The organism is Streptomyces sp. NBC_01261, from assembly GCF_036226385.1.
Lineage (GTDB): Bacteria > Actinomycetota > Actinomycetes > Streptomycetales > Streptomycetaceae > Streptomyces.
This window is the reverse complement of the sequence record NZ_CP108463.1, coordinates 3,005,228-3,025,174: the sequence shown is the minus strand read 5'-3', so window position 1 is coordinate 3,025,174 and position 19,947 is coordinate 3,005,228. Positions and strand designations below refer to the sequence as shown.

At 70.1% G+C, this 19,947-nt stretch carries 17 protein-coding genes; 8 read left to right on the top strand and 9 right to left on the bottom strand.

Annotated elements, in window-relative coordinates; all coding sequences use genetic code 11:
• Nucleotides 1-60: 60 nt before the first annotated feature.
• The 4 genes from OG226_RS13140 to erm all read left to right on the top strand — a co-directional run bounded on the left by OG226_RS13140 (nt 61) and on the right by erm (nt 4,249).
• On the top strand, nt 61-996 hold the full coding sequence (locus OG226_RS13140) for a carbohydrate ABC transporter permease (RefSeq protein WP_329349058.1): 936 nt from the start codon (nt 61-63) through the stop codon (nt 994-996).
• Between the two features lie 20 nt (nt 997-1,016).
• Nucleotides 1,017-1,850 (top strand): carbohydrate ABC transporter permease, encoded by an 834-nt coding sequence (locus OG226_RS13135; RefSeq protein WP_328677268.1) that lies wholly within the window; start codon nt 1,017-1,019, stop codon nt 1,848-1,850.
• Nucleotides 1,850-3,130, top strand: coding sequence for an ABC transporter substrate-binding protein (locus tag OG226_RS13130; protein ID WP_329349057.1), 1,281 nt, complete (start codon nt 1,850-1,852; stop codon nt 3,128-3,130). The genes OG226_RS13135 and OG226_RS13130 overlap by 1 nt, the downstream gene beginning before the upstream one ends.
• A 336-nt stretch (nt 3,131-3,466) precedes the next feature.
• Nucleotides 3,467-4,249 (top strand): ErmE/ErmH/ErmO/ErmR family 23S rRNA (adenine(2058)-N(6))-methyltransferase, encoded by a 783-nt coding sequence (erm, locus tag OG226_RS13125; protein WP_329349056.1) that lies wholly within the window; start codon nt 3,467-3,469, stop codon nt 4,247-4,249.
• 91 nt (nt 4,250-4,340) lie between these two features.
• Here erm and OG226_RS13120 read toward each other — a convergent pair whose 3' ends face one another.
• Entirely contained in the window at nt 4,341-6,590 is a 2,250-nt protein-coding gene (locus OG226_RS13120; RefSeq protein ID WP_329349055.1) for an MMPL family transporter, read from the bottom strand.
• 428 nt (nt 6,591-7,018) lie between these two features.
• Here OG226_RS13120 and OG226_RS13115 point away from each other — a divergent pair, with 428 nt between their 5' ends.
• The 4 genes from OG226_RS13115 to OG226_RS13100 are packed head-to-tail and all read left to right on the top strand — an operon-like array spanning nt 7,019 to nt 9,965.
• A complete protein-coding gene (locus OG226_RS13115; protein ID WP_328677264.1) occupies nt 7,019-7,567 on the top strand; it encodes a DUF1697 domain-containing protein in 549 nt (182 codons plus the stop codon).
• A gap of 53 nt (nt 7,568-7,620) precedes the next feature.
• Nucleotides 7,621-8,643 (top strand): ketopantoate reductase family protein, encoded by a 1,023-nt coding sequence (locus tag OG226_RS13110; RefSeq protein WP_329349054.1) that lies wholly within the window; start codon nt 7,621-7,623, stop codon nt 8,641-8,643.
• Between the two features lie 25 nt (nt 8,644-8,668).
• Entirely contained in the window at nt 8,669-9,292 is a 624-nt protein-coding gene (locus OG226_RS13105; protein WP_328677262.1) for a TIGR03086 family metal-binding protein, read from the top strand.
• 55 nt (nt 9,293-9,347) lie between these two features.
• Nucleotides 9,348-9,965: a mycothiol-dependent nitroreductase Rv2466c family protein gene (locus OG226_RS13100; protein WP_329349053.1), complete on the top strand. Its 618-nt coding sequence runs from the start codon at nt 9,348-9,350 to the stop codon at nt 9,963-9,965.
• A gap of 695 nt (nt 9,966-10,660) precedes the next feature.
• Here OG226_RS13100 and OG226_RS13095 read toward each other — a convergent pair.
• The 8 genes from OG226_RS13095 to cysC all read right to left on the bottom strand — a co-directional run bounded on the left by OG226_RS13095 (nt 10,661) and on the right by cysC (nt 19,937).
• Entirely contained in the window at nt 10,661-13,168 is a 2,508-nt protein-coding gene (locus OG226_RS13095; protein WP_329349052.1) for a GTPase-associated protein 1-related protein, read from the bottom strand.
• A gap of 140 nt (nt 13,169-13,308) precedes the next feature.
• Nucleotides 13,309-14,049, bottom strand: a complete 741-nt coding sequence (locus OG226_RS13090) for a sirohydrochlorin chelatase (RefSeq protein WP_328677258.1) — start codon at nt 14,047-14,049, stop codon at nt 13,309-13,311.
• A 6-nt stretch (nt 14,050-14,055) separates the two neighbouring features.
• Nucleotides 14,056-14,934, bottom strand: coding sequence for an ABC transporter permease (locus OG226_RS13085; RefSeq protein ID WP_328677256.1), 879 nt, complete (start codon nt 14,932-14,934; stop codon nt 14,056-14,058).
• The gene (locus OG226_RS13080) at nt 14,921-15,703 is read right to left on the bottom strand and encodes an ABC transporter ATP-binding protein (protein WP_328686298.1); all 783 of its coding nucleotides are present in this window, start codon (nt 15,701-15,703) and stop codon (nt 14,921-14,923) included. The genes OG226_RS13085 and OG226_RS13080 overlap by 14 nt, the downstream gene beginning before the upstream one ends.
• A gap of 37 nt (nt 15,704-15,740) precedes the next feature.
• Nucleotides 15,741-16,853, bottom strand: coding sequence for an aliphatic sulfonate ABC transporter substrate-binding protein (locus OG226_RS13075; RefSeq protein WP_328677254.1), 1,113 nt, complete (start codon nt 16,851-16,853; stop codon nt 15,741-15,743).
• 275 nt (nt 16,854-17,128) lie between these two features.
• Entirely contained in the window at nt 17,129-18,463 is a 1,335-nt protein-coding gene (locus OG226_RS13070) for a sulfate adenylyltransferase subunit 1 (protein WP_328677252.1), read from the bottom strand.
• A gap of 2 nt (nt 18,464-18,465) precedes the next feature.
• Nucleotides 18,466-19,404 carry a sulfate adenylyltransferase subunit CysD gene (cysD, locus tag OG226_RS13065; protein ID WP_328677250.1) on the bottom strand — a complete coding sequence of 313 codons (939 nt, stop codon included), beginning with the start codon at nt 19,402-19,404 and terminating at the stop codon, nt 18,466-18,468.
• Nucleotides 19,401-19,937, bottom strand: a complete 537-nt coding sequence (gene cysC, locus OG226_RS13060) for an adenylyl-sulfate kinase (RefSeq protein WP_365303643.1) — start codon at nt 19,935-19,937, stop codon at nt 19,401-19,403. The genes cysD and cysC overlap by 4 nt, the downstream gene beginning before the upstream one ends.
• Nucleotides 19,938-19,947: the final 10 nt, after the last annotated feature.

The window sequence follows — 19,947 nt, the reverse complement described above, 5'->3', positions numbered from 1 at the left end:
GGCACGACGTGTTCACGACCATGACGGGGCCCGACCGGGCCGCGCAAAGGGGCTGATTCCATGACATCGGTGACGGAGGTGCGGAGGCCGTCGAGCCGCGCGTCGAGCCGCGTCCGGCAGCGACGCGCTCCCGACCACGCGGCCTGGTTCCTGGTGTTACCCGCTCTGATCCCCATCCTGGCGCTCAGCGTCGGCCCCCTTCTCTACGGCGTCCTGCTGGCCTTCACCGACTCCCAGTCGGGCCGCACCGTGCCCACCCAGTGGATCGGCGGTCTCAACTTCCGGGATCTGCTGCACGACACCCTGTTCTGGGAGTCGTTCCGCATCGGCCTGGTGTGGGCGGTCGGCGTGACCGTCCCGCAGTTCCTGCTCGCCCTCGGCCTCGCCCTGCTGCTCAACCAGGACCTACGGCTGCGCCGACTCGCCCGGGCGCTGGCGATCGTCCCGTGGGCGATGCCCGAAGTGGTCGTCGGCATCATGTGGCGGATCGTCTACAACCCGGACGCGGGCATCCTCAACGAGACCCTGCGCGACCTCGGCCTCGGCGACGGCCGGGACTGGCTCAGCAGCCTCACGACCGCGCTGCCCGCCGTGATCGTCGTCGGCGTCTGGGCCGGCATGCCGCAGACGACGGTCGCCCTGCTCGCCGGACTGCAGAACACCCCGCGCGAACTGCACGAGGCGGCGGCGGTCGACGGCGCCGGAGCGTGGCGCCGCTTCCGCACGGTCACCTGGCCCGCCCTCAGACCGGTGGCGCTGGCGATCACGGCCCTCAACCTGATCTGGAACTTCAACTCGTTCGCCCTGGTCTACGTCCTGACCAACGGCGGACCCGGCGGCCGCACCCGGCTGCCCATGCTCTTCGCCTACGAAGAGGCCTTCCGCTACGGCCAGTTCGGCTACGCGGCGGCGATGGGATGCGTGATGGTCGCGGTGATCTCGGTACTCCTGGCCGTCTTCCTCGTAGGCCGGTTGACGGGAGGCGACGACGCATGAGGACCAGCCGTACTTCAGGGATGAGGACGAGTACCGGGGCCCGCGTCGGCCAGTACGTCGCCCTGCTCGCGTACCTCGTCTTCCTCGCCTTTCCCCTCCTCTGGCTGATCTCCACCGCGTTCAAGTCCCCGCGCGAGCTGGGCAGTCTGCACCCCACCTGGATCCCGAGGCACCCCACCCTCGCCAACTTCCGCCAGGCCTTCGACGAACAGCCGCTGCTGCACGCCGCGTTGAACTCCCTGCTCGCCGCGCTCGGGGCCGCGCTGATCGCCGTGGTGATCGCGACACCGATGGCGTGGGTCATGGCCAGGCGCCGGACACCGCTCGCGCGGGCCGCGACCGGATGGGTGGTGGTCAGCCAGGCGTTCCCGTTCGTGCTGGTGATCATCCCGCTGTTCCTGGTGCTGAAGAACCTGCGGCTGATCGACTCCCTGGCCGGGCTGGTGCTGGTCTACGTGGTGTGGTCGCTGCCGTTCGCCCTGTGGATGCTCGTCGGCCATGTCCGGGCGGTACCACCGGAGTTGGAGGAAGCCGCGGCGGTCGACGGCGCCGGGAAGCTGCGGACGCTCGTGTCGGTGACGGCACCCCTGCTCGCGCCGGGGATCGCGGCGACGGCGCTGTTCGCGTTCGTCACGGCGTGGAACGAGTTCTTCTTCGCCTTGGTCCTCCTCAAGACCCCGGAGAAACAAACCCTTCCGGTCGTCCTCACCCACTTCATCGGCGCGGAGGGCGTGGCCGACCTGGGCCCGCTCGCCGCGGCCGCGTTCCTCGCGACCCTGCCCTCCCTGATCGTCTTCGCCCTGATCCAACGGCGAATCACCGGCGGCATGTTGACCGGGGCGGTGAAGAGCTGATGCGACCCCGATGGATCCTCGCCCTCGCCCTGACCCTGCTCCTGACCGGCTGCGCGAGCGGCGAAAACAACTCCACGAACGGCCGGATCACCCTGCGCTTCCAGTCCCTGGCCTGGCAGGACGAGTCCGTCACCGCCAACAAGGAACTGGTCAAGGAGTGGAACGCCACCCACCCGGACGTCAAGGTCGAGTACGTACAGGGCAGTTGGGACAGCGTCCATGACCAACTGCTCACCTCCTTCGAGGGCGGTGAGGCCCCGGACATCATCCACGACGCCTCCGACGACCTCGCGGACTTCGCCTACGGCGGCTACCTCGCCGACCTCCGAAACCTGCTCCCCACTCGCCTCAAGTCGGATATCCCGCAACGCAGTTGGGCTACGACAACCTTCGGGAACGGCATCTACGGCGTGCCCTTCCTCCAGGAGCCCCGGGTGCTCGTCGCCAACGCCACCTGGCTGAAGAAGGCGGACATACGCATCCCGACCCCCGAACACCCGTGGAGCTGGCCCGAGTTCAGGGACATCACCCGACGGCTGAGCGGCAACGGCAAGTACGGCGTGGCCTGGCCGCTCAAGGAGCCGGTGTCCGCCACGCTCAACCTGTCGCTGTCGGCGGGCGGCGAACTCTTCCACCGGGGTACGGACGGCAAGGTGACCGTCCGCTTCGACAAGGCCGACCAGGTCGTCCCCCGCACGATCCACGACCAGGCGAACGTGGACCACAGCGCCTCGCCCACCACCCTCGGCAGCGGCGGCTCGGACACGCTCCCCGGGTTCTTCGGCGGCAAGTACGCGATGATCCCGCTCGGCTTCTCCTACCGCCAACAGATCGTCCAGCAGGCCCCCAAGGGCTTCGACTGGCAGGTACTGCCCGCCCCGGCCGGCGCCGACGGGTTGGCCCAGGGTGTCAGCCCACAGACCCTGTCCATCGCCGAGGACAGCCCGCACAAGAAGCAGGCCGCCGAGTTCATCGACTTCCTCCTCCAGCCCAAGAACATGGTCCGCCTGGCCCTGGGCGACTGGATGCTCCCCACCGGAACCCAGGCCCTCAAGTCCCCGGCCCTGCACACCCCCAAGGACGACTGGTCCACCGGCACCGCACTGGCCGGCGACCTGGTCCCGGCCCCCGCACAGTCGGTACGCGGCTACCCCGAATGGAAGGACAAGGTGGCAACCCCGGCGTTCCAGGAGTACTACAGCGGCGCGATCACCCTCACCGAACTACGCCAACGCCTGGAGAAGGACGGCAACTTGGTGCTGGCGAGATACCAACGATGAGGTGACGTTCTTCAGGGGTGCGGGGAACCGCGCGACCAGCCCCCACGGGCCCGCACCCGCCACCAAACTGCACCGCCCTCCCCGGATGGCGTCCCCACCAAGAAAACCCCGTTGCCCCACCCCACCCGAGCCACCTAGCGTGCCTCACATGTCAGCAGCGAACGCGATCGTGAACTCCGGTCCCAACCGGAGCTGCACGCATGCGATCCGCATCCGCCGCGGCCCCGGTGCCCTGACCGGCCCGGGCGCGCACGCCCGCTGACTCTTCTCCCTGTTCTTCCGGTCAGGGCCTTCGTCTGCCCGTATGCCCTTCACGGAAGACAAGGACCGCAGGCCATGGCCCGCCCCACCCCCGTTTCCCGCGCGCTCTCGCAGAACTTCCTCGCCGACCGCGCCACCGCCGAATACGTGGCCCGCCTGGCCGTCCCGCAAGGACGACAGGTACCGCTCCTCCTCGAAGTAGGTGCGGGAAAAGGCGCGTTGACCGCGAAACTCGCACCCCACTGCCACGAACTCCACGCCCACGAGATCGACCCCCGCCTCGTACCGAAACTCCGCACCCGCTTCTCCACCACCCCCCAAGTCCACGTCGTCGCCGGAGACTTCATGGACACCCGGCCCCCGCACACCCCGTTCGCCGTCGCCGGAAACGTGCCGTTCTCCCGCACCGCCGACATCGTCGACTGGTGCCTGCGCGCCCCCGCCCTCACCGACGCCACCCTGCTCACCCAACTCGAATACGCCCGCAAACGCACCGGGGACTACGGCGGTTGGACCCTGCTGACGGTCCGCAGCTGGCCCCGCTACGAGTGGCGGCTGGTCGGCCGGGTCGACCGGCGCCGGTTCAGCCCCGTGCCGCGCGTCGACGCCGGGATCGTACGGATCGAACGGCGCCGGACCCCGTTGCTCGAACCGGCCGCCCTGCGCGACTGGCGGCACCTGGTCGAGCTGGGCTTCTCCGGGGTCGGCGGCTCGCTGCACGCCTCGCTGCGCCGGGCCCACCCGAGACGACGCGTGGACGCCGCGTTCCGTGCGGCACGCCTCGACCCACGCGTCCTGGTGGGCGAGGTGTCCCCGGACCACTGGCTACGGCTGCACGCGGCGCTGAAGACGTCGTAGGACAGGAGATGTCGTAGGACACGGGTGAGGGCCTGCTGGTTCCCCCGGGATACCAACAGGCCCTCGATCGTGGGGAGTTACCTCCGCGGACTCACACCCGCAGGGGCTCGCCCTCGCCCGTCACCGTGGACGTGGGCGCGACCTCCTCCGGCGACTCGTCGTGCGTGAGGTCGGGCAGGCGGTGGAGCCACTTCGGGAAGTACCAGTTGCGCTCGCCGAGCAGCGCCATCACCGCGGGGAGCAGGACGCCTCGGATGACCGTGGCGTCGATGAGGACCGCCGCCGCGAGGCCGACGCCCATCTGCTTCATGGACTGCATGGACAGGGTGCCGAAGATCGCGAAGACGGCGACCATGATGACCGCGGCGCTGGTGACGACGCCGGCCGTGGTGACCACGCCGTGCCGGATCGCGTCCTGGGTCGAACGGCCGCGCAGTCGCGCCTCGCGGATACGGGAGACGACGAACACGTGGTAGTCCATCGACAGGCCGAACAGGATGACGAAGAGGAACAGCGGCAGCCAGGTGACGATCGCGCCGACGCCCTCCGCGCCCACCAGCGAGGCACCCCAGCCGTGCTGGAACACGGCGACGAGGATGCCGTAAGCGGCGCCCACCGAAAGGAGGTTGAGGACGATCGAGGTGATCGCGACCGTCAGTGAGCGGAACGAGAGCAGCATCAACAGGAAGGCGAAGACCACGACGAACGCGAAGACCGGGACGACCGATCCGAGGAGCTGGTCGTTGAAGTCCTTCGATCCCGCGACGTTTCCGGTGATCGGGGCCTGGACGCCGTCGACCTTGCCCAGGGTGGCGGGGCGTACCTCGTCGCGCAGTTTCTCCAGGCTCTTCGAGGCCTTGTCCTGGTCGGAGCCGCCGACGAGTGGGACGTAGACGAAGGCGACGTTCTGTGCGTCGTGCAGCTTGATGTCGACCGGGCCGCGCGAGGCGCCCGAACTGACCGCCTGCGCCTTGAAGTCGGCCAACGCCTGCTTGACCTCGGGTGAGTTGATGTCCTTCGCCTTGACGATCACCTCGGCCGGGTCGGAGCCACCGGGGAAGGCGTCGTTGACGCGGTTGTAAGTCCCCACGATCGGGAGGGAGTTGCCGAACTCCTGGTCCAGGGTGAGGTTCTCGGTCTTCATGCCGACCGCGGGAGCGGCGATCGCGAGCAGCGCGCCGGCCGCGACGAGCACGGAGACGAGGGGCTTGGCGAGGACGCCCTTGAGGACGGCGGTCCAGAACCGGCTCTCCCCGTTGCCCCGGCGACCGCGCCGGCGCAGGAACGGGATGCGGCCCTTCTCGACCCGCTCGCCCAACAGCGAGAGCAGCGCGGGCAGTACGGTCACCGAGCCGACCATGGCGACCGCGACGACCATCAGCGAGGCCAGGCCCATCGCCTCGAACTCGGCGAGCCCGGTGAACAGCATGCCCGCCATCGCCACGCACACCGTGACACCGGAGACGATGATGGCGCGGCCACTGGTCGCGGCGGCTATCCGCAGCGCGGCCCCGGCATCCCGGCCGGCCTCGCGCTCCTCGCGTTCGCGGCGCAGATAGAACAGGCAGTAGTCGACACCGACGGCCAACCCCACGAGCAGCATCACGGAGTTGGCGGTGTCGCTCATCGGCTGGACATGGCTGACGAGGCCCATCAGACCCATCGTCGCGACGATCGCGGTGACGGCCAGCGCCACCGGCAGCAGCGCCGCCACCAGCGCGCCGAAGGCGATCAGCAGGATGCCGAAGGCGACGGGCACGGCGGAGTACTCGGCCTTCGCGAAGTCGTCGCCGAACGCGTCGGAGTACTGCTTCGCCATGCTCGCGCTGCCGATCTCCTCGATCCGCAGCGAGCCGTGGTCCTTCTGCACCCCGGCGATGGCCTTCAGTACCGGCTCCACCCGGTCGCCGGCGGTGTCCGCGTCGCCGCGCATGTCGAACTGGACGAGCGCGCTCCGGCCGTCCTTCGAGATCGTCTTCGTGTCGTACGGCGAGGTCACGTCGGTGACCCGGCCGGTCCCCTCGACGGCCTTGACGACGGCGGTGACCGTGGAGCGGAACTCGCTGTCGGTGGACGTGACCGACGCGTCCTTCGACTGGATCAGGACGGTCTCACCGGCCGGTTCCTTGATCCCGGCGTCGTCGATGATCGTGGCGGCGGTGTGCGTCTCGCCCTTCAGCTGGTCGCTCTCGTCGACGTCGACACGGCCCGCCGCCGAACCGATCCCCATTGCCAGCACCACGAACAGCACCCAGATGCCGACCGCGGCCCACCGGTGCCGGGCGCTCCAGCCGCCGGCTCGGGCGGCGAGCCCCCGTACCCGCGAATCTCCGTTCCCCATGACGGGCTTGCCCCTTTGTGCACGGTGCCAGCCCCCTGCCGCCACCTCATGGTTCGAAGGTATGCGCGGAATAAGAACGTCCCCTCGTGCTGACCGGTGAGGTATTGGACGACCGGCTCCTCCGCACGGACACCGGTCTCTCACCACTGGGGAGGACGGCGGCCCCTTACATCTATCGCGGCGGCTCGGGGGTGGTGATCAGGGTGTCCGATGCGTCGGGCGGGGTCCGCTTTGTTATTACGAAACCTTGTTGGACAAGTCACAGTGGCGGTGGACGGGCCTGTAGGTGTTGATCCGGAGCCACCTCATCCGCCAGAGTTTGCGCACACCCGCACCCCACAGGGAGCGGACACCCGCACACCCGCACCACATGGAGCGGCCCTCGTGCCCACCCCCACGGGGCACGAAGGCCGCTTTATGGTGTGCGGATGACGACGACCTATGCGGCGCTCCTGCGTGGAATCAACGTGGGCGGCAACAAGAAGCTCCCGATGGCCGAGCTGCGAACGCTCCTCGAAGGCCTCGGACACGACGACGTCCGCACCTATCTCCAAAGCGGCCAGGCCGTGTTCGCGAGCGGCCACGGCGACGCGGAGTCCCTCGCGGCCGAACTCGCGCAGGCGATCGAGAAGCGGTTCGGGTTCACGGTCGACGTCATCGTCCGCGACCACGCCTACCTCAAGGCGATCGCCGACAACTGTCCTTTCCCGGCAGCCGAGTTGGAGGGCAAGCAACTCCACGTCACGTACTACTCGGCGCCGGTCGCCGAGGACCGCTTCGCGGAATTCGACCGGTCCGCGTACCTCCCCGAGGAGTTCCGGCTCGGCGACCGGGCCCTGTACCTCTACGCCCCCGACGGCCTCGGCCGCTCCAAGCTCGCCGCGGAACTCTCCCGGCCGCGGCTGAACAAGGGGCTGATCGCGACGTCCCGCAACTGGAACACCGTGGTCAAGCTCGTTGAGATGACCGCCAGTTGACCACCAGCCGTACCCGATGACCCGGCCCGCACGCGCTGTGCGAGGCTCGTCCCATGCGCTACATCATCATCGGAGCAGGGGCGGTCGGCGGGGCCATCGGTGGCCGGCTGGCCGGGGCGGGGTGCGAGGTCGTGCTGGTCGCACGGGGTGCGCAACGGGCGGCGCTGGCCGAGCACGGGCTGCGGCTCAAGGTGCCGGACGGCGAGTCGACGTACCGGCTGCCGGTCGTCGAAGAGCCCGCCGAACTCGGCGAGTTGAGGACCGACGACGTACTCCTGCTCGCCGTCAAGACACAGGACAGCGAGTCCGCGCTCGCGCTCTGGGGCCCGGCACCGGTCACCGGCGGCGGCACGGCCGCCGAGCGACTCCCCGTCGTCTGCGCGCAGAACGGGGTGGAGAGCCAACGGCTCGCGCTGCGCCGCTTCCGGCGGGTCTACGGCGTCTGCGTCTGGCTGCCCGCGACCTTCGTCGAACCGGGTGTGGTCGCCGCCGAGGGCACCCCGCTCACCGGCATCCTGCACCTCGGCCGCTATCCGCACGGCTGGGACGAGACCGCCCGGCTGATCTCCGCCGACCTGGAGAAGTCGAGGTTCGAGGCGCCGGTCGTGCCGGACGTGACGCGCTGGCAGTACGCCAAGCTGCTCGGCAACCTCGGCAACGCGATCGAGGCGGTCGCCGAGATGCGCGGCACCGAGGAGCACCTGGCGTTCTACCGGCGGGTGCGGGCCGAGGGCGCGGCCGTGCTCGACGCGGCCGGTATCGCGTACGCGGACGCCGAGGAGCAGAAGGCGGCACGCGGCGACAAGATCCGGCTCGTGGAGATCGACGGCGCCCCGCGCGGCGGCGGCTCCTCCTGGCAGTCGTTGAACCGGGGTACCGGCACCATCGAGGCCGACTACCTCAATGGCGAGATCGCGCTGCTGGGGCGGCTGCACGGTGTACCGACACCGCTCAACGACCTGCTGCAACGGCTGGCGAACGGGTTCGCGCGCGAGCGCAGGACGCCCGGGTCGCTGCCGTTCGACGAGCTGGTCCGTCTCGCCGACGAGGCTGTCGCGTTTGTTCAAGAGTCCTGAGGGCGCCCTCCCTACCGTGGGAGCCATGAGCAACCACGACCAGCACCCGCACCCGCACGACCTGTACCCGCACATGATCGAATGCGCCGCCGAGGCGGCCCGTGTCGCGCGGGGTGTCCGTGCGACACAGCTCGACGACCCCACGCACTGCCCCGACTGGGACGTCCGCGCGATGGTCAACCACTGGGTCCTCTACACCTCGCACGGCCTGGAGCACCGTGCCCTGCGCAAACAGCTCTCCGAGGAGCTGACCGCGCGCGACTTCACCGCCGATCCGGACTGGGCGGAGGCGTACGCGGCCCAGCTGGACCGGGCCGTCGCCGCCTGGGCCGACCCGGCGGTGTGGGAGGGCGAGGTCGACCTCGGCATGGCGAAGATGCCGGCCGACGAACTCGCCTCGATGATCATCAAGGAGCTGGCGGTGCACGGCTGGGACGTGGCCGCGGCCACCGGCCAGCAGTACACCGTCCCGGACGGTGCGGCGAGCCTCGTCCTCGCCGTGGTGGAGAAGCACGGCGACCTCTACCGCCAGTACGACGGCTTCGCCGACCCGGTACCCGTACCGGCCGACGCCCCCGTCTTCGAACGCGCCCTCGCGTCCAGCGGACGGAACCCGAGGCAGCGGGTCACGGCCGAAGTGGACCAGTGAGAGATCGCCCGATTGGGCCGAGCGCTCGGCCTAATCGGCGGTTAGCGTAATCCGTATGAGTCACGACAACCCGGTCCGCGTCGACTTCTACTTCGACCCCGCCTGCCCCTTCGCGTGGATCACCTCCCGCTGGCTGCTGGAGGTCGAGCGCGAGCGCCCGCTCGATCTCCGCTTCCACCCGATGAGCCTCTACCTCCACAACACCGGCAACGAACTCCCCGATTGGTACCGGGAGTTGGTCGACAAGTCCATCGGCCCGGTCCGCGTCGCCGTGGCCGCGGCCGAACAGCGGGGCGACAAGGTCCTGCGGGACCTCTACACGGCCTTGGGCATCCGCATCCACGAGCGGCGCTACGACGACTTCGACGCCGTCGTCGCCGAATCCCTCGCCGAACTCGGCCTCCCCGCCGAACTGGCCGAAGCCGCCCACGATCCGTCCTACGACGAGGCCGTGCGCCGCAGTCATGAGGCGGGCGTGGAGGAGGAGTCGGGCGGATACGTCGGGACGCCGACCCTGCATGTCGACGGGACGGTGTGGTTCGGTCCCGTGCTGCGGGCGATTCCGCGCGGCGCGAAGGCGGCCGAACTCTTCGACAGCTTCCGGGTGTTGGCCACGAACCCCGACTTCTTCGAGCTGAAGCGGACGCGTACCGGGGGTCTGTCCTTCCACTGAGCCCGATGACCGTCAGCAGCGGCGTGCGTCGGGGAGGTTGTCGTCGCGCAGTGACATAAACGCGGCGAGCGACGCAGTACGGAAAGCGACCCCCGCGATCATGCTCATGCCGCCGGGGGCCGTGCTGCGGACGGGTCGTCCGGGGTCCGACATCACAGGGGAGTGCCGGACCCCGGGCGGCGCTTCCCCGTCGATCGCCGCGTTGGCCACGCTCCGAGGTGGGGCATCCCCGAGGCCGGTCGCGTCCCGAGCCCTGTCACGTCCCGGAGTCGGTCACGCGCCGGGCTGTTCAGCGCGACGGCCCCGTCCCGACAGTCGTCCCGACAGGCGTCCCGCGAGGCGTTCCAGTGCGCCGGGGCGGTTCCAGGCGCGGAAGGCGTCGAGTTTGCTGCGGCCGACGCGATCGAGTGCCGTCTCGACCTTGCTCTGGTCCTCGGTGGGCAGTGCCCGTACAGACTGCCGCAGTGCCTCGGCCGGCGGGGTCGGTCGGTCATGTGCCGGGCTGTTCGGCGCGACGGCCCCGTCCCGACAGTCGTCCCGCGAGGCGTTCCAGTGCGCCGGGGCGGTTCCGGGCGCGGAATGCGTCGAGTCTGCCGCGGCCGACGCGATCGAGTGCCGCCTCGGCCTTGCTCTGGTCCTCGGTGGGCAGTGCCCGTAGAGGCAGCCGCAGTACCTCGGCCGGCGGGGTCGGTCGGTCATGTGCCGGGCTGCTCGGTGCGCCGCCCCCGTCCCGACAGTCGTCCCGCGAGGCGTCCGAGTGCGCCGGGGCGGTTCCAGGCGCGGAAAGCGTCGAGTCTGCCGCGGCCCGCGTGATCGAGCGCCGCTTCGACCTCGGCCTGGTCCGCAGCGGGCAGTGCCCGTACGGTCGGCCGCAACACCTTGGTCAGCAAAGTCGTACGGGTCTCGTCCCAGGCCGGATGGGTGCCCGGGAACGCGCTCCAGTCGCAGAAGCGGGCGGCGACATACGCGGGACCGGTCCGCAGCCGCTCGGTCACCCGGTCCGAACGGGCCGCCCGTTCGTACGCCGCGAGAAGGCGTGGCTCGGCCGAACGGGCCAGCGCGTACAGCTCGTTCGGCGGTGCCGTCCCCTCCAGGAGCCGCCACGCGAGGGCCTCGAAGGCGCGCTCTGCGACGGTGTCCGGCACCGGTTCCGCGGCGTCTGCCTTCAGGCTCAGTACCCGGGCGACCCACTCCTCGCCCTCGTTCGCTGTGCCCAACAGCCCGGTGAACTGCAGGAGTTGCAGGGCCGTGCGCTGGCCGGGCCGCAGCTCCGTGGTGAAGCAGCGGAGCAGGTCCGTGGCGAGTGCCGGTGCGTCACGGTCGTCCGGGGGCGCGGCGAGTGCCGCTTCGATCAGCAACTCCCTTGTGCCGGCGGCTCGGTGGGAGTCGGACCCCAGCTCCTTCAGCAGCAGGCCCGCCTCCTGGCCGGTCGGCAGTTCGTCGCCGGACCAGGTGAGACCAAGGGCCGTGCGCAGGACCGTCGGATCGGCGTGTGGCGAGACCCCTGCCGTGCGGAGCAGCCCGTGGAACCGGTCGAGCCGGTCGCCGGACTCCGCGGGTGGGACTGCGGGCGCGGCACACATCCGTAGGTGCGGGAAGCCCGACTGCTGGAGGCCGAGCGGAAGCCCCGAATCTCTCAACACCCTTGCCACAGCTGTCGGTTCGGCCGAGGCGAGGGTGTCGAGCGAGCCGAACAGCGCCACCCGCAGCCCGGGGTGGGTGTGCACCGCGTCGAGGAGGGCGGCCGGGCAGCCGTCGGCGGGAGGCTCGCTGCCATGACGGGTGCCGGTGGGTTCCGGCGACGGCTTCGTGGCCCCGCCCGTCGTGGTGTCCGGGGCCGAGGTGTCCACCAGCTCCCTGGCCAACCGCTCGGCCAGCTCAGGGAGTTGGTCCTGGCAGTCGACGTCGAGGAGGTCGGCGGCGCGCAGCAGTGCGAGGGGCCGACCCGACGCGGGCTCGGCCGTGTCCGCGATGCCGGCCCGCAGCGCGGGTGCGAGATCGCGGGCCAGGTCGTCATGGGCGCGTGCGGTGAGGGACCCCGCGCGCAGCACGGGCACCGGTCCCCGGGCGAGGACCGCCGACGCCAGTACGCGCGCGGCGAGCGGCCCCGACACCGAGGCCGGTACGCGCCCGTCCAGCCGGGCCAACAGGGCTGCCAGGGCGGTCTGTTCGTCCTCGCCGGGCAGGGTCGCCGAGCGCGAGCCCAGGTGGGGCACCGGGCCGCCGCACAACCCGGCGACCAGCGCCATCAACGTCTCGTCCGGCAGTGTGTCCGCCTGCTCGGCCGCCCAACTCGCCGCCGCCGCACGGGCATCCGTACGCAGGTCGATGCCCGAGGTGAGCGCGGACACCGCCAACGCGCCCAGTTCTTCAGGCGAGTTGCCGAACAACTCTGGACGGCCCGCCCGCCAGATCCGGGCGGACAGCTCCGCCCAGGTGTCCGGAACCGGTCCGGACGGCGGCTGGGCCGTGCAGTCGTGCACGCGGTAACGGGGATCGTGGGTCACCGGTTCGGAGGACGGGAGTGCGCCGACGACCTGCTGGCGCGCCTCCTGCGGACGGCGGGTGTACGTCGTGAAGGTGAGCCGGTGCGCCTGCTCGCGGGGCAGGACCGTGCAGGCGAGCGCGATCCACCGGGCCACGTCGGCGCTGTCGTGTTCCACGACCACGATCTGCCCGGCACCCGGATCCGCCGCCACCGCCCGCAGATCGGCGAAGAACGGCGCGAGCCACCCGCCCCGGGACCGCGCGAACGGGGTCAGCGCCTCCTTGCGCAGCAGCCCGGACGGTTCGACCCGGTCGACGGGGTCGGGCCTGCCGTCCGGCGGCGTCGACTCGGCCCAACGCGGCGACTCCCAGGTGGAGATGGGCAGGACACCGTCGGGCAAGCGGGTCCCGGACGGCAGCAGGAAAGCGTGTGCGTGGAAGGCGCCCGGACGCCCGCTGTCGTTCGTCCCGGTGCACACCGTACGGCTCAACAGCCGTCCGCCGTCCGCGAGTTCACTGAAGCTGAAGGCCTTCGGAAAGCCCTTGAGCTGCTCGGCGTCGGGCCGCTCCGGACTGTCGCGCGGAGTCTCGTACCCGATGAGCCGCTCGGCCTCCCGTAGCACCCCTTGGGGCACATCCGCGCCGACCACCGTGAACGGGGAGCCGGAACCGTCGGAGCCGGACGGCGCCGAGGTGTAGTGCAGCTGGGCCGGCACAGGCCCTTCGTGATGCCCGAACTCCCTACCCGCCACGTGTACTTGCTCCCCACTAGCCCTCGGAGGAACCATCCCAGCAGATCCGGGGGCCGGGGGAGACCCCTTTCCGGGAAACCGGGCAGGTGGGAACCGTGAAGGCGTTACGCGCCGACGGCCGCGAGCAGCGGCGCCCCGGCCGCGTCGTAGCGCTCCAGCAGGACCCGCGCCACTTCGGGTGCCGGACCCAGCACGTCGGCGAGGACGTCCGCCTCCGCCGCGCCCCGCGCGATGCGGTCGGGCAGGAAGCCGGGCGCGAGGACGTACGGCGCGACCGCGATCCGGCGGCAGCCGAGCGCCCGGAGTTCGCGGACCGCGTCCTCGGTGCGGGGGAGCGCCGCCGAGGCGAACGCTGGGCGCACGGCGCGCCAGCCGGTGTGCAACCACTCCCGCGCGAGGTCGTCGATCACCGCGATCGCCTCCGGGTCGGTGGACCCCGCCGAGGCCAGCACGATTCCCGTCGTCGACTTGTCGGCGGGCGTCAACCCGGCCTCGTAGAGCCGCCGTTCGAGCGCGCGCACCAGCAGCGGCGACGGGCCCAGCACCTCCGCCTGCCTGATCCGCAGCTGCGGCGGCGCGTCCCGCAGGACGGCGGGGATGTCCGCCTTCGCGTGGAACGCGCGGGTCAGGAGCAGCGGGAGGGCTACGACGTCACGTACGCCCTGCGCTGCCAGTGACTCCAACACCCCATGCACGGAAGGGATGGTGAAGTCCAGGAAGCCGACCTCCACGCGCAGCCCGGGCCGCCGCGACCGTACCCGCCGCACGAGGGCGTGGACGGTCGCGGCGTGCCGCGGGTCGCGGCTGCCGTGGGCGATGACGAGGAGAACAGGCTTCTGGTGCATAGGACTTCAGCTTTTCACCAGCAGACCGCGGCTGCGCAGCACCCACCGCTCCAGCGGGCTGAAGATCAGCAGGTCGATGGCGATACCGACGAACAGGATGAGGATGATGGCCTCGAACACCATGGACATGTCGCTGTTGGTACGGCCGTTCTCCAGCAACTGGCCGAGGCCCACGCCCAGGTCCGGGAACTGGGCGATGATCTCTGCCGCCATCAGCGAGCGCCACGAGAACGCCCAGCCCTGCTTCAGGCCCGCCACATAACCGGGGAGTGCCGCCGGCAGCGTGACGTGCCAGACGCCCTTGACGCCGGTCGCGCCCATCGTGCGGCCCGCGCGCAGGAACAGCGGCGGCACCTGGTCGACGCCGGACACCAGCCCGTTGGCGATCGAGGGGACCGCGCCGAGCAGGATCACCGCGTACATCATCGAGTTGTTCAGACCCAGCCAGATCACGGCCGGCGGCACCCACGCCACCGACGGCAGCGACTGGAGGCCGGACAGGATCGGGCCGATCGCCGCGCGCACGAACTTGACCCGCGCCACCAGCAGCCCCAGCGGGGTGCCGATCAGCAGCGCGAAGAAGAAGCCCAGCAGACCGCGCGAGACGCTGGTCCAGATGTACCCGAGCAGATCGCCCTTCAGCCAGGCGTCCTTGAACTCGCCGCCCACGGAACTCGGCGAGGGCAGCTTGCTCGGGTCGTCGACGATCGGGGTCAGGATCAGCCACACCACGATGACCACCGCGAGCGCGACGATCGGCGGGAAGATCTTGTTGACGAAGGTCTGCCGCAGGCTCGGCCGACCGGTGGCCGTGAACTCCAGTGCGTCCAGGCCCGCTTCGACGCTGCCGCCGTCCTTGACCGTCGTCGTCTCAGTGCTGGCCATGACGGCGGATCTCCCCACGCAGTACATCGGTGATCTCAAGGGACAGTTCGGCCACGGGCGCGTCCTCGATGCGGCGCGGCTGCGGTATGCCGACCGTCCACTCGCGGGCGATCCGGCCGGGCCGGGAGGACAGCAGGATCACCCGCTGCGCGAGCCGTACCGCCTCGCGCACGTTGTGCGTGACGAACAGGACGGACAGGCCCGTCTCGCCCCAGATACGGGTCAGTTCGTCGTGCAGGACGTCCCGCGTGATGGCGTCGAGGGCCGCGAACGGCTCGTCCATCAGCAGGATGCGGCTCTCCTGGGCGAGCGCGCGGGCCAGGGCGACACGCTGGCGCATACCGCCGGACAGCTCGTGCACCCGCTTGCCGTACGCGTCCTGAAGCCGGACCAGTTCGAGCAGCTCCTCGGTCCTGCCGCGCCGCTCCTCCTTCGGAACTCCCCTGAGTTTCAGGGCGAGTTCGATGTTCTTGCCCGCGGTGAGCCAGGGGAACAGGGCGTGCTCCTGGAACATCAGCGCGGGGCGGCCGTCCGTCGTGATGGACCCGGCGGTGGGCTTGTCGAGGCCCGCCACCAGGTTCAGCAGCGTGGACTTGCCGCAGCCCGAGGCCCCCAGGAGGGTGACGAACTCGCCCGGCGCGACATCGATGCTGATGTCGTCGAGGACGAGCTGCTGCCCGCGCGGCGTCGCGAAGGACTTCGAGACATGCTCAAGGCGTGCCGCGTGCTCGACCGACGTGGCGGTCTCCTTGGCGAGGGTCGTGGCCATGGTCGTCACCTCCTGGGAAGTCATCGGGATCCCTCGATCAGCTCGTGCCGAGGCCGGCGGCGTCGACCGTGCTGTCGCCGTCCGCCTTGAGGACCTTGTTGAGGAGCGTCAGGTCGTAGATGCCCTTCAGGTCGGGCTTCTCCAGCAGACCGGCCTTGACCGCGTGCTCCGCCTCGGAGTTGAGGGTGGAGGCCAGCGGGTCGTTGGTGAACTGGATCGAACTCCACGCCGGGTCGAGGACGTTGGCGGGCAGCGCCTTGCCGGAGTCGGCCTCCAGCTGCTTGTTCGCCGCGGCCTTCGCCTCGGTCGGGTTGGCGTTGATCCACTTGTTGGCCGCGACCGAGCCCTTCAGGACCGCCTCGACGACCTTCGGGTGCGCCTTCAGGAACTTCTGCGACACGATGATGTTCGTGATCACGAACTTCTTGTCGGGCCACAGCGTCGACTCGTCGAGCAGCACCTTGCCGCCCTCGGCGACCAGCTTCGACGCGGTCGGCTCCGGCACCCAGGCGCCGTCGATCGAACCGGCCTTGAAGGCGTCCGGGGTGATCTTGTTGTCGGTGCGGACGACGGTCACGTCACCCTTGCCGCTCTGCGCGTCGACCTTCCAGCCCTGGTCCGCGATCCAGTTGAGGAACGCCACGTCCTGCGTGTTGCCCAGCTGAGGCGTCGCGATCTTCTTGCCCTTGACGTCCTTCAGGGACTTGATCTTCTTCGGGTTCACGACCAGCTTCACGCCGCCCGACGCCGAACCGCCGATGATCTTCAGGCTCTTGCCGTCGGACTTGGTGTAACCGTTGATCGCGGGGGAGGGGCCGATCCAACCGATGTCGATGGAGCCCGAGTTGAGCGCCTCGATCTCGGACGGGCCCGCGTTGAAGGTGGCGTAGTCGGCCTTGGTGGCGCCCAATTCCTTCTGGAAGAGGCCCTGTTCACGGCCGACCAGTGCGGTCCCGTGGGTCAGGTTACCGAAGTAGCCGATCTTCACGGAGGCGAGACCCTCGATCTTCGAGGACCCGGCGGCGACCTTCTCCTTGGAGTTGGTGCTCTTGGAGTCGGACCCGTAACCGCAGGCGGCGAGGGTGAGCAGAGGGAGCGCGGCGAACACGGCTATGCCGCGACGGAGGTAAGTCGAGCGGTTGGCAGGCACGGGAGGTGTTCCTCTCGTTGGCCCGGCGGTCACGGTCTCAGGTCGTGGCCGGGAGGTCGGCAGGTCTTCGTTTTCGTCGCGTCCGGGGTGGGTGTCCCCCCGGATTCGAGCGAAGTCGAGAATGTGGGGGAAGGTGGGGGGACTGGGCGCGCAAGCGGTGCGCGTACGTCAGCACGCACATCGCGCCACCCCGCCCTGCCCGCTGCCGAGGGCGCCGCTGCCGACGCGGCCGCCCTCCTTCGCGAACGTCGAGTAGAAGTCCGTGGAGTTCATGGTCAGAAGTCCCAACCGTCCTCGTCCGACGCGTCCTTGACCGGCTCCGGCGCCGCGAACGACTCGCCGACCATGCCGGCGGTGAGCGTGGTGCCGTCGGCCGGGTCGATCAGGATGAACGAGCCCGTTCGGCGCGAATCGGCGTACGAGTCGACCGGCAGCGGCTCCGCGGTGCGGATCTTCACCCGGCCGATGTCGTTGGCGACGAGCTGTCCCGGATGCGGGTGCAGGGACAGGTCGTCGAGCGTGAGCCGGGACGGGATGTCCTTCACGATCGCCTTCACCGTGCGGGTGCCGTGCTTGAGGAGCACCCGGTGGCCCACGGTCAGCGGCGCGTCGGCGACATGGCAGACCGTCGCCTCGATGTCCTGCGTGGTCGCCGGGGCGTCCTTGCTGGGCACGATGAGATCACCGCGCGAGACGTCGATGTCGTCCTCCAGCAGGATCGTCACCGACTGTGTGGTCCACGCGGTCCTGACCGGCTTGCCGAGGAGGTCGATGCCGGAGATCTTCGTGGTGCTCCCGGAGGGCAGCACCGTCACGGGGTCGCCGACGCGGAAGCTGCCGGCCGCGATCTGACCCGCGTAACCCCGGTAGTCCGGGAGGTCGGCGCTCTGCGGCCGGATCACGTACTGCACGGGCAGCCGCGCGTGGCAGTGGCTCAGGTCGTGGGCGACCGGCACCGACTCCAGGTGCTCCAGGAAGGTCGGCCCGCCGTACCAGTCCATGTTCGCGGACGGGTCCACCACGTTGTCGCCGGCCAGCGCCGAGATCGGGATCGCGGTGATCTCCGGGACGCCCAACTCGCTTGCGTACGCGGTGAACTCCTCGGCGATCGCGGCGAACACGGTCTCCTGGTACTCGACCAGGTCCATCTTGTTGACCGCGAGCACCACGTGCGGGACGCGCAGCAGCGCGGCGATCGCCGCATGGCGCCGGGTCTGTTCGACGACACCGTTGCGGGCGTCGACGAGGATCACCGTCAGCTCGGCCGTGGAGGCACCCGTCACCATGTTGCGGGTGTACTGCACGTGACCGGGCGTGTCGGCGAGGATGAACCGGCGCCGGGGCGTGGCGAAGTAGCGGTACGCCACGTCGATCGTGATGCCCTGCTCGCGCTCGGCCCGCAGACCGTCGGTGAGCAGCGCGAGGTCGGGACCGTCCTGGCCGCGGTCGGCCGACACCCGCTGCACAGCCTCCAGTTGGTCGGTGAGGACCGACTTGGAGTCGTGCAACAGCCGCCCGACCAAAGTGGACTTGCCGTCGTCGACGGAGCCCGCCGTGGCGAACCGCAGCAGCGTGGTGGCCGAGAGCTCCTCGGTCGTGATGGTGCTCATGGTTAGAAGTACCCCTCGCGCTTGCGGTCTTCCATCGCGGCCTCGGACATCTTGTCGTCGGCGCGCGTCGCGCCCCGCTCGGTCAGCCGGGACGCCGCGATCTCGGTGATGACCTGCTCCAGCGTCACCGCGTCCGAGTCGACGGCACCGGTGCACGACATGTCACCGACGGTCCGGTACCGGATGAGCCGCTTCTCCACGGTCTCGTCCGCCTTCGGCCCGCCCCACTCACCTGCGGTCAGCCACATGCCGTCCCGCGCGAACACCTCACGCTCGTGCGCGAAGTAGATCTCGGGCAGCTCGATCCCCTCGCGGGCGATGTACTGCCAGACGTCCAGCTCGGTCCAGTTGGACAGCGGGAACACGCGGACGTGCTCACCGGGCGCGTGCCGCCCGTTGTAGAGATTCCACAGCTCGGGGCGCTGGCGGCGCGGGTCCCACTGCGAGAACTCGTCGCGGAGGCTGAACACCCGCTCCTTGGCGCGCGCCTTCTCCTCGTCCCTACGACCGCCGCCGAAGACCGCGTCGAACTTCTCGCTCTGGATCCTCTCCGTCAACGGCACGGTCTGGAGGGGATTCCGGGTGCCGTCGGGGCGTTCGCGCAGCACACCGCGGTCGATGTAGTCCTGTACGGAGGCCACATGGAGCCGCAGCCCATGTGCGGCGACCACACGGTCGCGGTACTCAAGGACCTCGGGGAAGTTGTGTCCGGTGTCCACATGCAGCAGCGAGAACGGCACCGGCGCGGGCGCGAACGCCTTCAGCGCGAGGTGCAGCATGACGATCGAGTCCTTGCCGCCGGAGAAGAGGATCACCGGCCGCTCGAACTCACCCGCCACCTCACGGAAGATGTGCACCGCCTCGGACTCAAGAGCATCGAGGTGGGAGAGTGCGTACGGCGTGTCCGTACCGTCCTCGGCCTTGGCAGCGGTCGTCGTCATGCCAGTCCCCTCTCGGTGAGCAGCGCGTGGACAGCCGCCGCCGACTCCTGCACGGTCTGGTGCTGCGACTCGATCCGCAGGTCGGGCGACTCGGGCTCCTCGTACGGGTCGTCGACCCCGGTGAGCCCGGTCAGTTCACCGGCGGCCTGCTTGGCGTAGAGACCCTTCACATCGCGTACGGAGCACACGTCGACCGGGGTGGCCACATGCACCTCGATGTACGCGGCGCCGCTCTCCTGGTGCCGCTTGCGGACGGCCTCGCGGCTGTCGGTGTACGGCGCGATGACCGGGACGAGCGCCAACACACCGTTGCGGGCGAGCAGTTCGGCCAGGAAGCCGATGCGCTGCACGTTGGTGTGCCGGTCCTCGCGGCTGAAGCCGAGGCCCGCGGAGATGAACTCGCGGATCTCGTCGCCGTCGAGCACCTCGACGAGGTGGCCCTCCTCGCGCAGCCGGTCGGCCAGCTCGTACGCGATGGTGGTCTTGCCGGCACTCGGCAGTCCGGTGAGCCAGACGGTGGCTCCGGTCGTCACGTGCGACTCC

Bases quoted from the DNA above. Each gene is read 5' to 3' on its own strand.
- OG226_RS13140 (WP_329349058.1), top strand. From the start codon at position 61: ATGACATCGGTGACGGAGGTGCGGAGGCCGTCGAGCCGCGCGTCGAGC.
- OG226_RS13135 (WP_328677268.1), top strand. From the start codon at position 1,017: ATGAGGACGAGTACCGGGGCCCGCGTCGGCCAGTACGTCGCCCTGCTC.
- OG226_RS13130 (WP_329349057.1), top strand. From the start codon at position 1,850: ATGCGACCCCGATGGATCCTCGCCCTCGCCCTGACCCTGCTCCTGACC.
- erm (WP_329349056.1), top strand. From the start codon at position 3,467: ATGGCCCGCCCCACCCCCGTTTCCCGCGCGCTCTCGCAGAACTTCCTC.
- OG226_RS13120 (WP_329349055.1), bottom strand. From the start codon at position 6,590: ATGGGGAACGGAGATTCGCGGGTACGGGGGCTCGCCGCCCGAGCCGGC.
- OG226_RS13115 (WP_328677264.1), top strand. From the start codon at position 7,019: ATGACGACGACCTATGCGGCGCTCCTGCGTGGAATCAACGTGGGCGGC.
- OG226_RS13110 (WP_329349054.1), top strand. From the start codon at position 7,621: ATGCGCTACATCATCATCGGAGCAGGGGCGGTCGGCGGGGCCATCGGT.
- OG226_RS13105 (WP_328677262.1), top strand. From the start codon at position 8,669: ATGAGCAACCACGACCAGCACCCGCACCCGCACGACCTGTACCCGCAC.
- OG226_RS13100 (WP_329349053.1), top strand. From the start codon at position 9,348: ATGAGTCACGACAACCCGGTCCGCGTCGACTTCTACTTCGACCCCGCC.
- OG226_RS13090 (WP_328677258.1), bottom strand. From the start codon at position 14,049: ATGCACCAGAAGCCTGTTCTCCTCGTCATCGCCCACGGCAGCCGCGAC.
- OG226_RS13085 (WP_328677256.1), bottom strand. From the start codon at position 14,934: ATGGCCAGCACTGAGACGACGACGGTCAAGGACGGCGGCAGCGTCGAA.
- OG226_RS13080 (WP_328686298.1), bottom strand. From the start codon at position 15,703: ATGGCCACGACCCTCGCCAAGGAGACCGCCACGTCGGTCGAGCACGCG.
- OG226_RS13070 (WP_328677252.1), bottom strand. From the start codon at position 18,463: ATGAGCACCATCACGACCGAGGAGCTCTCGGCCACCACGCTGCTGCGG.
- cysD (WP_328677250.1), bottom strand. From the start codon at position 19,404: ATGACGACGACCGCTGCCAAGGCCGAGGACGGTACGGACACGCCGTAC.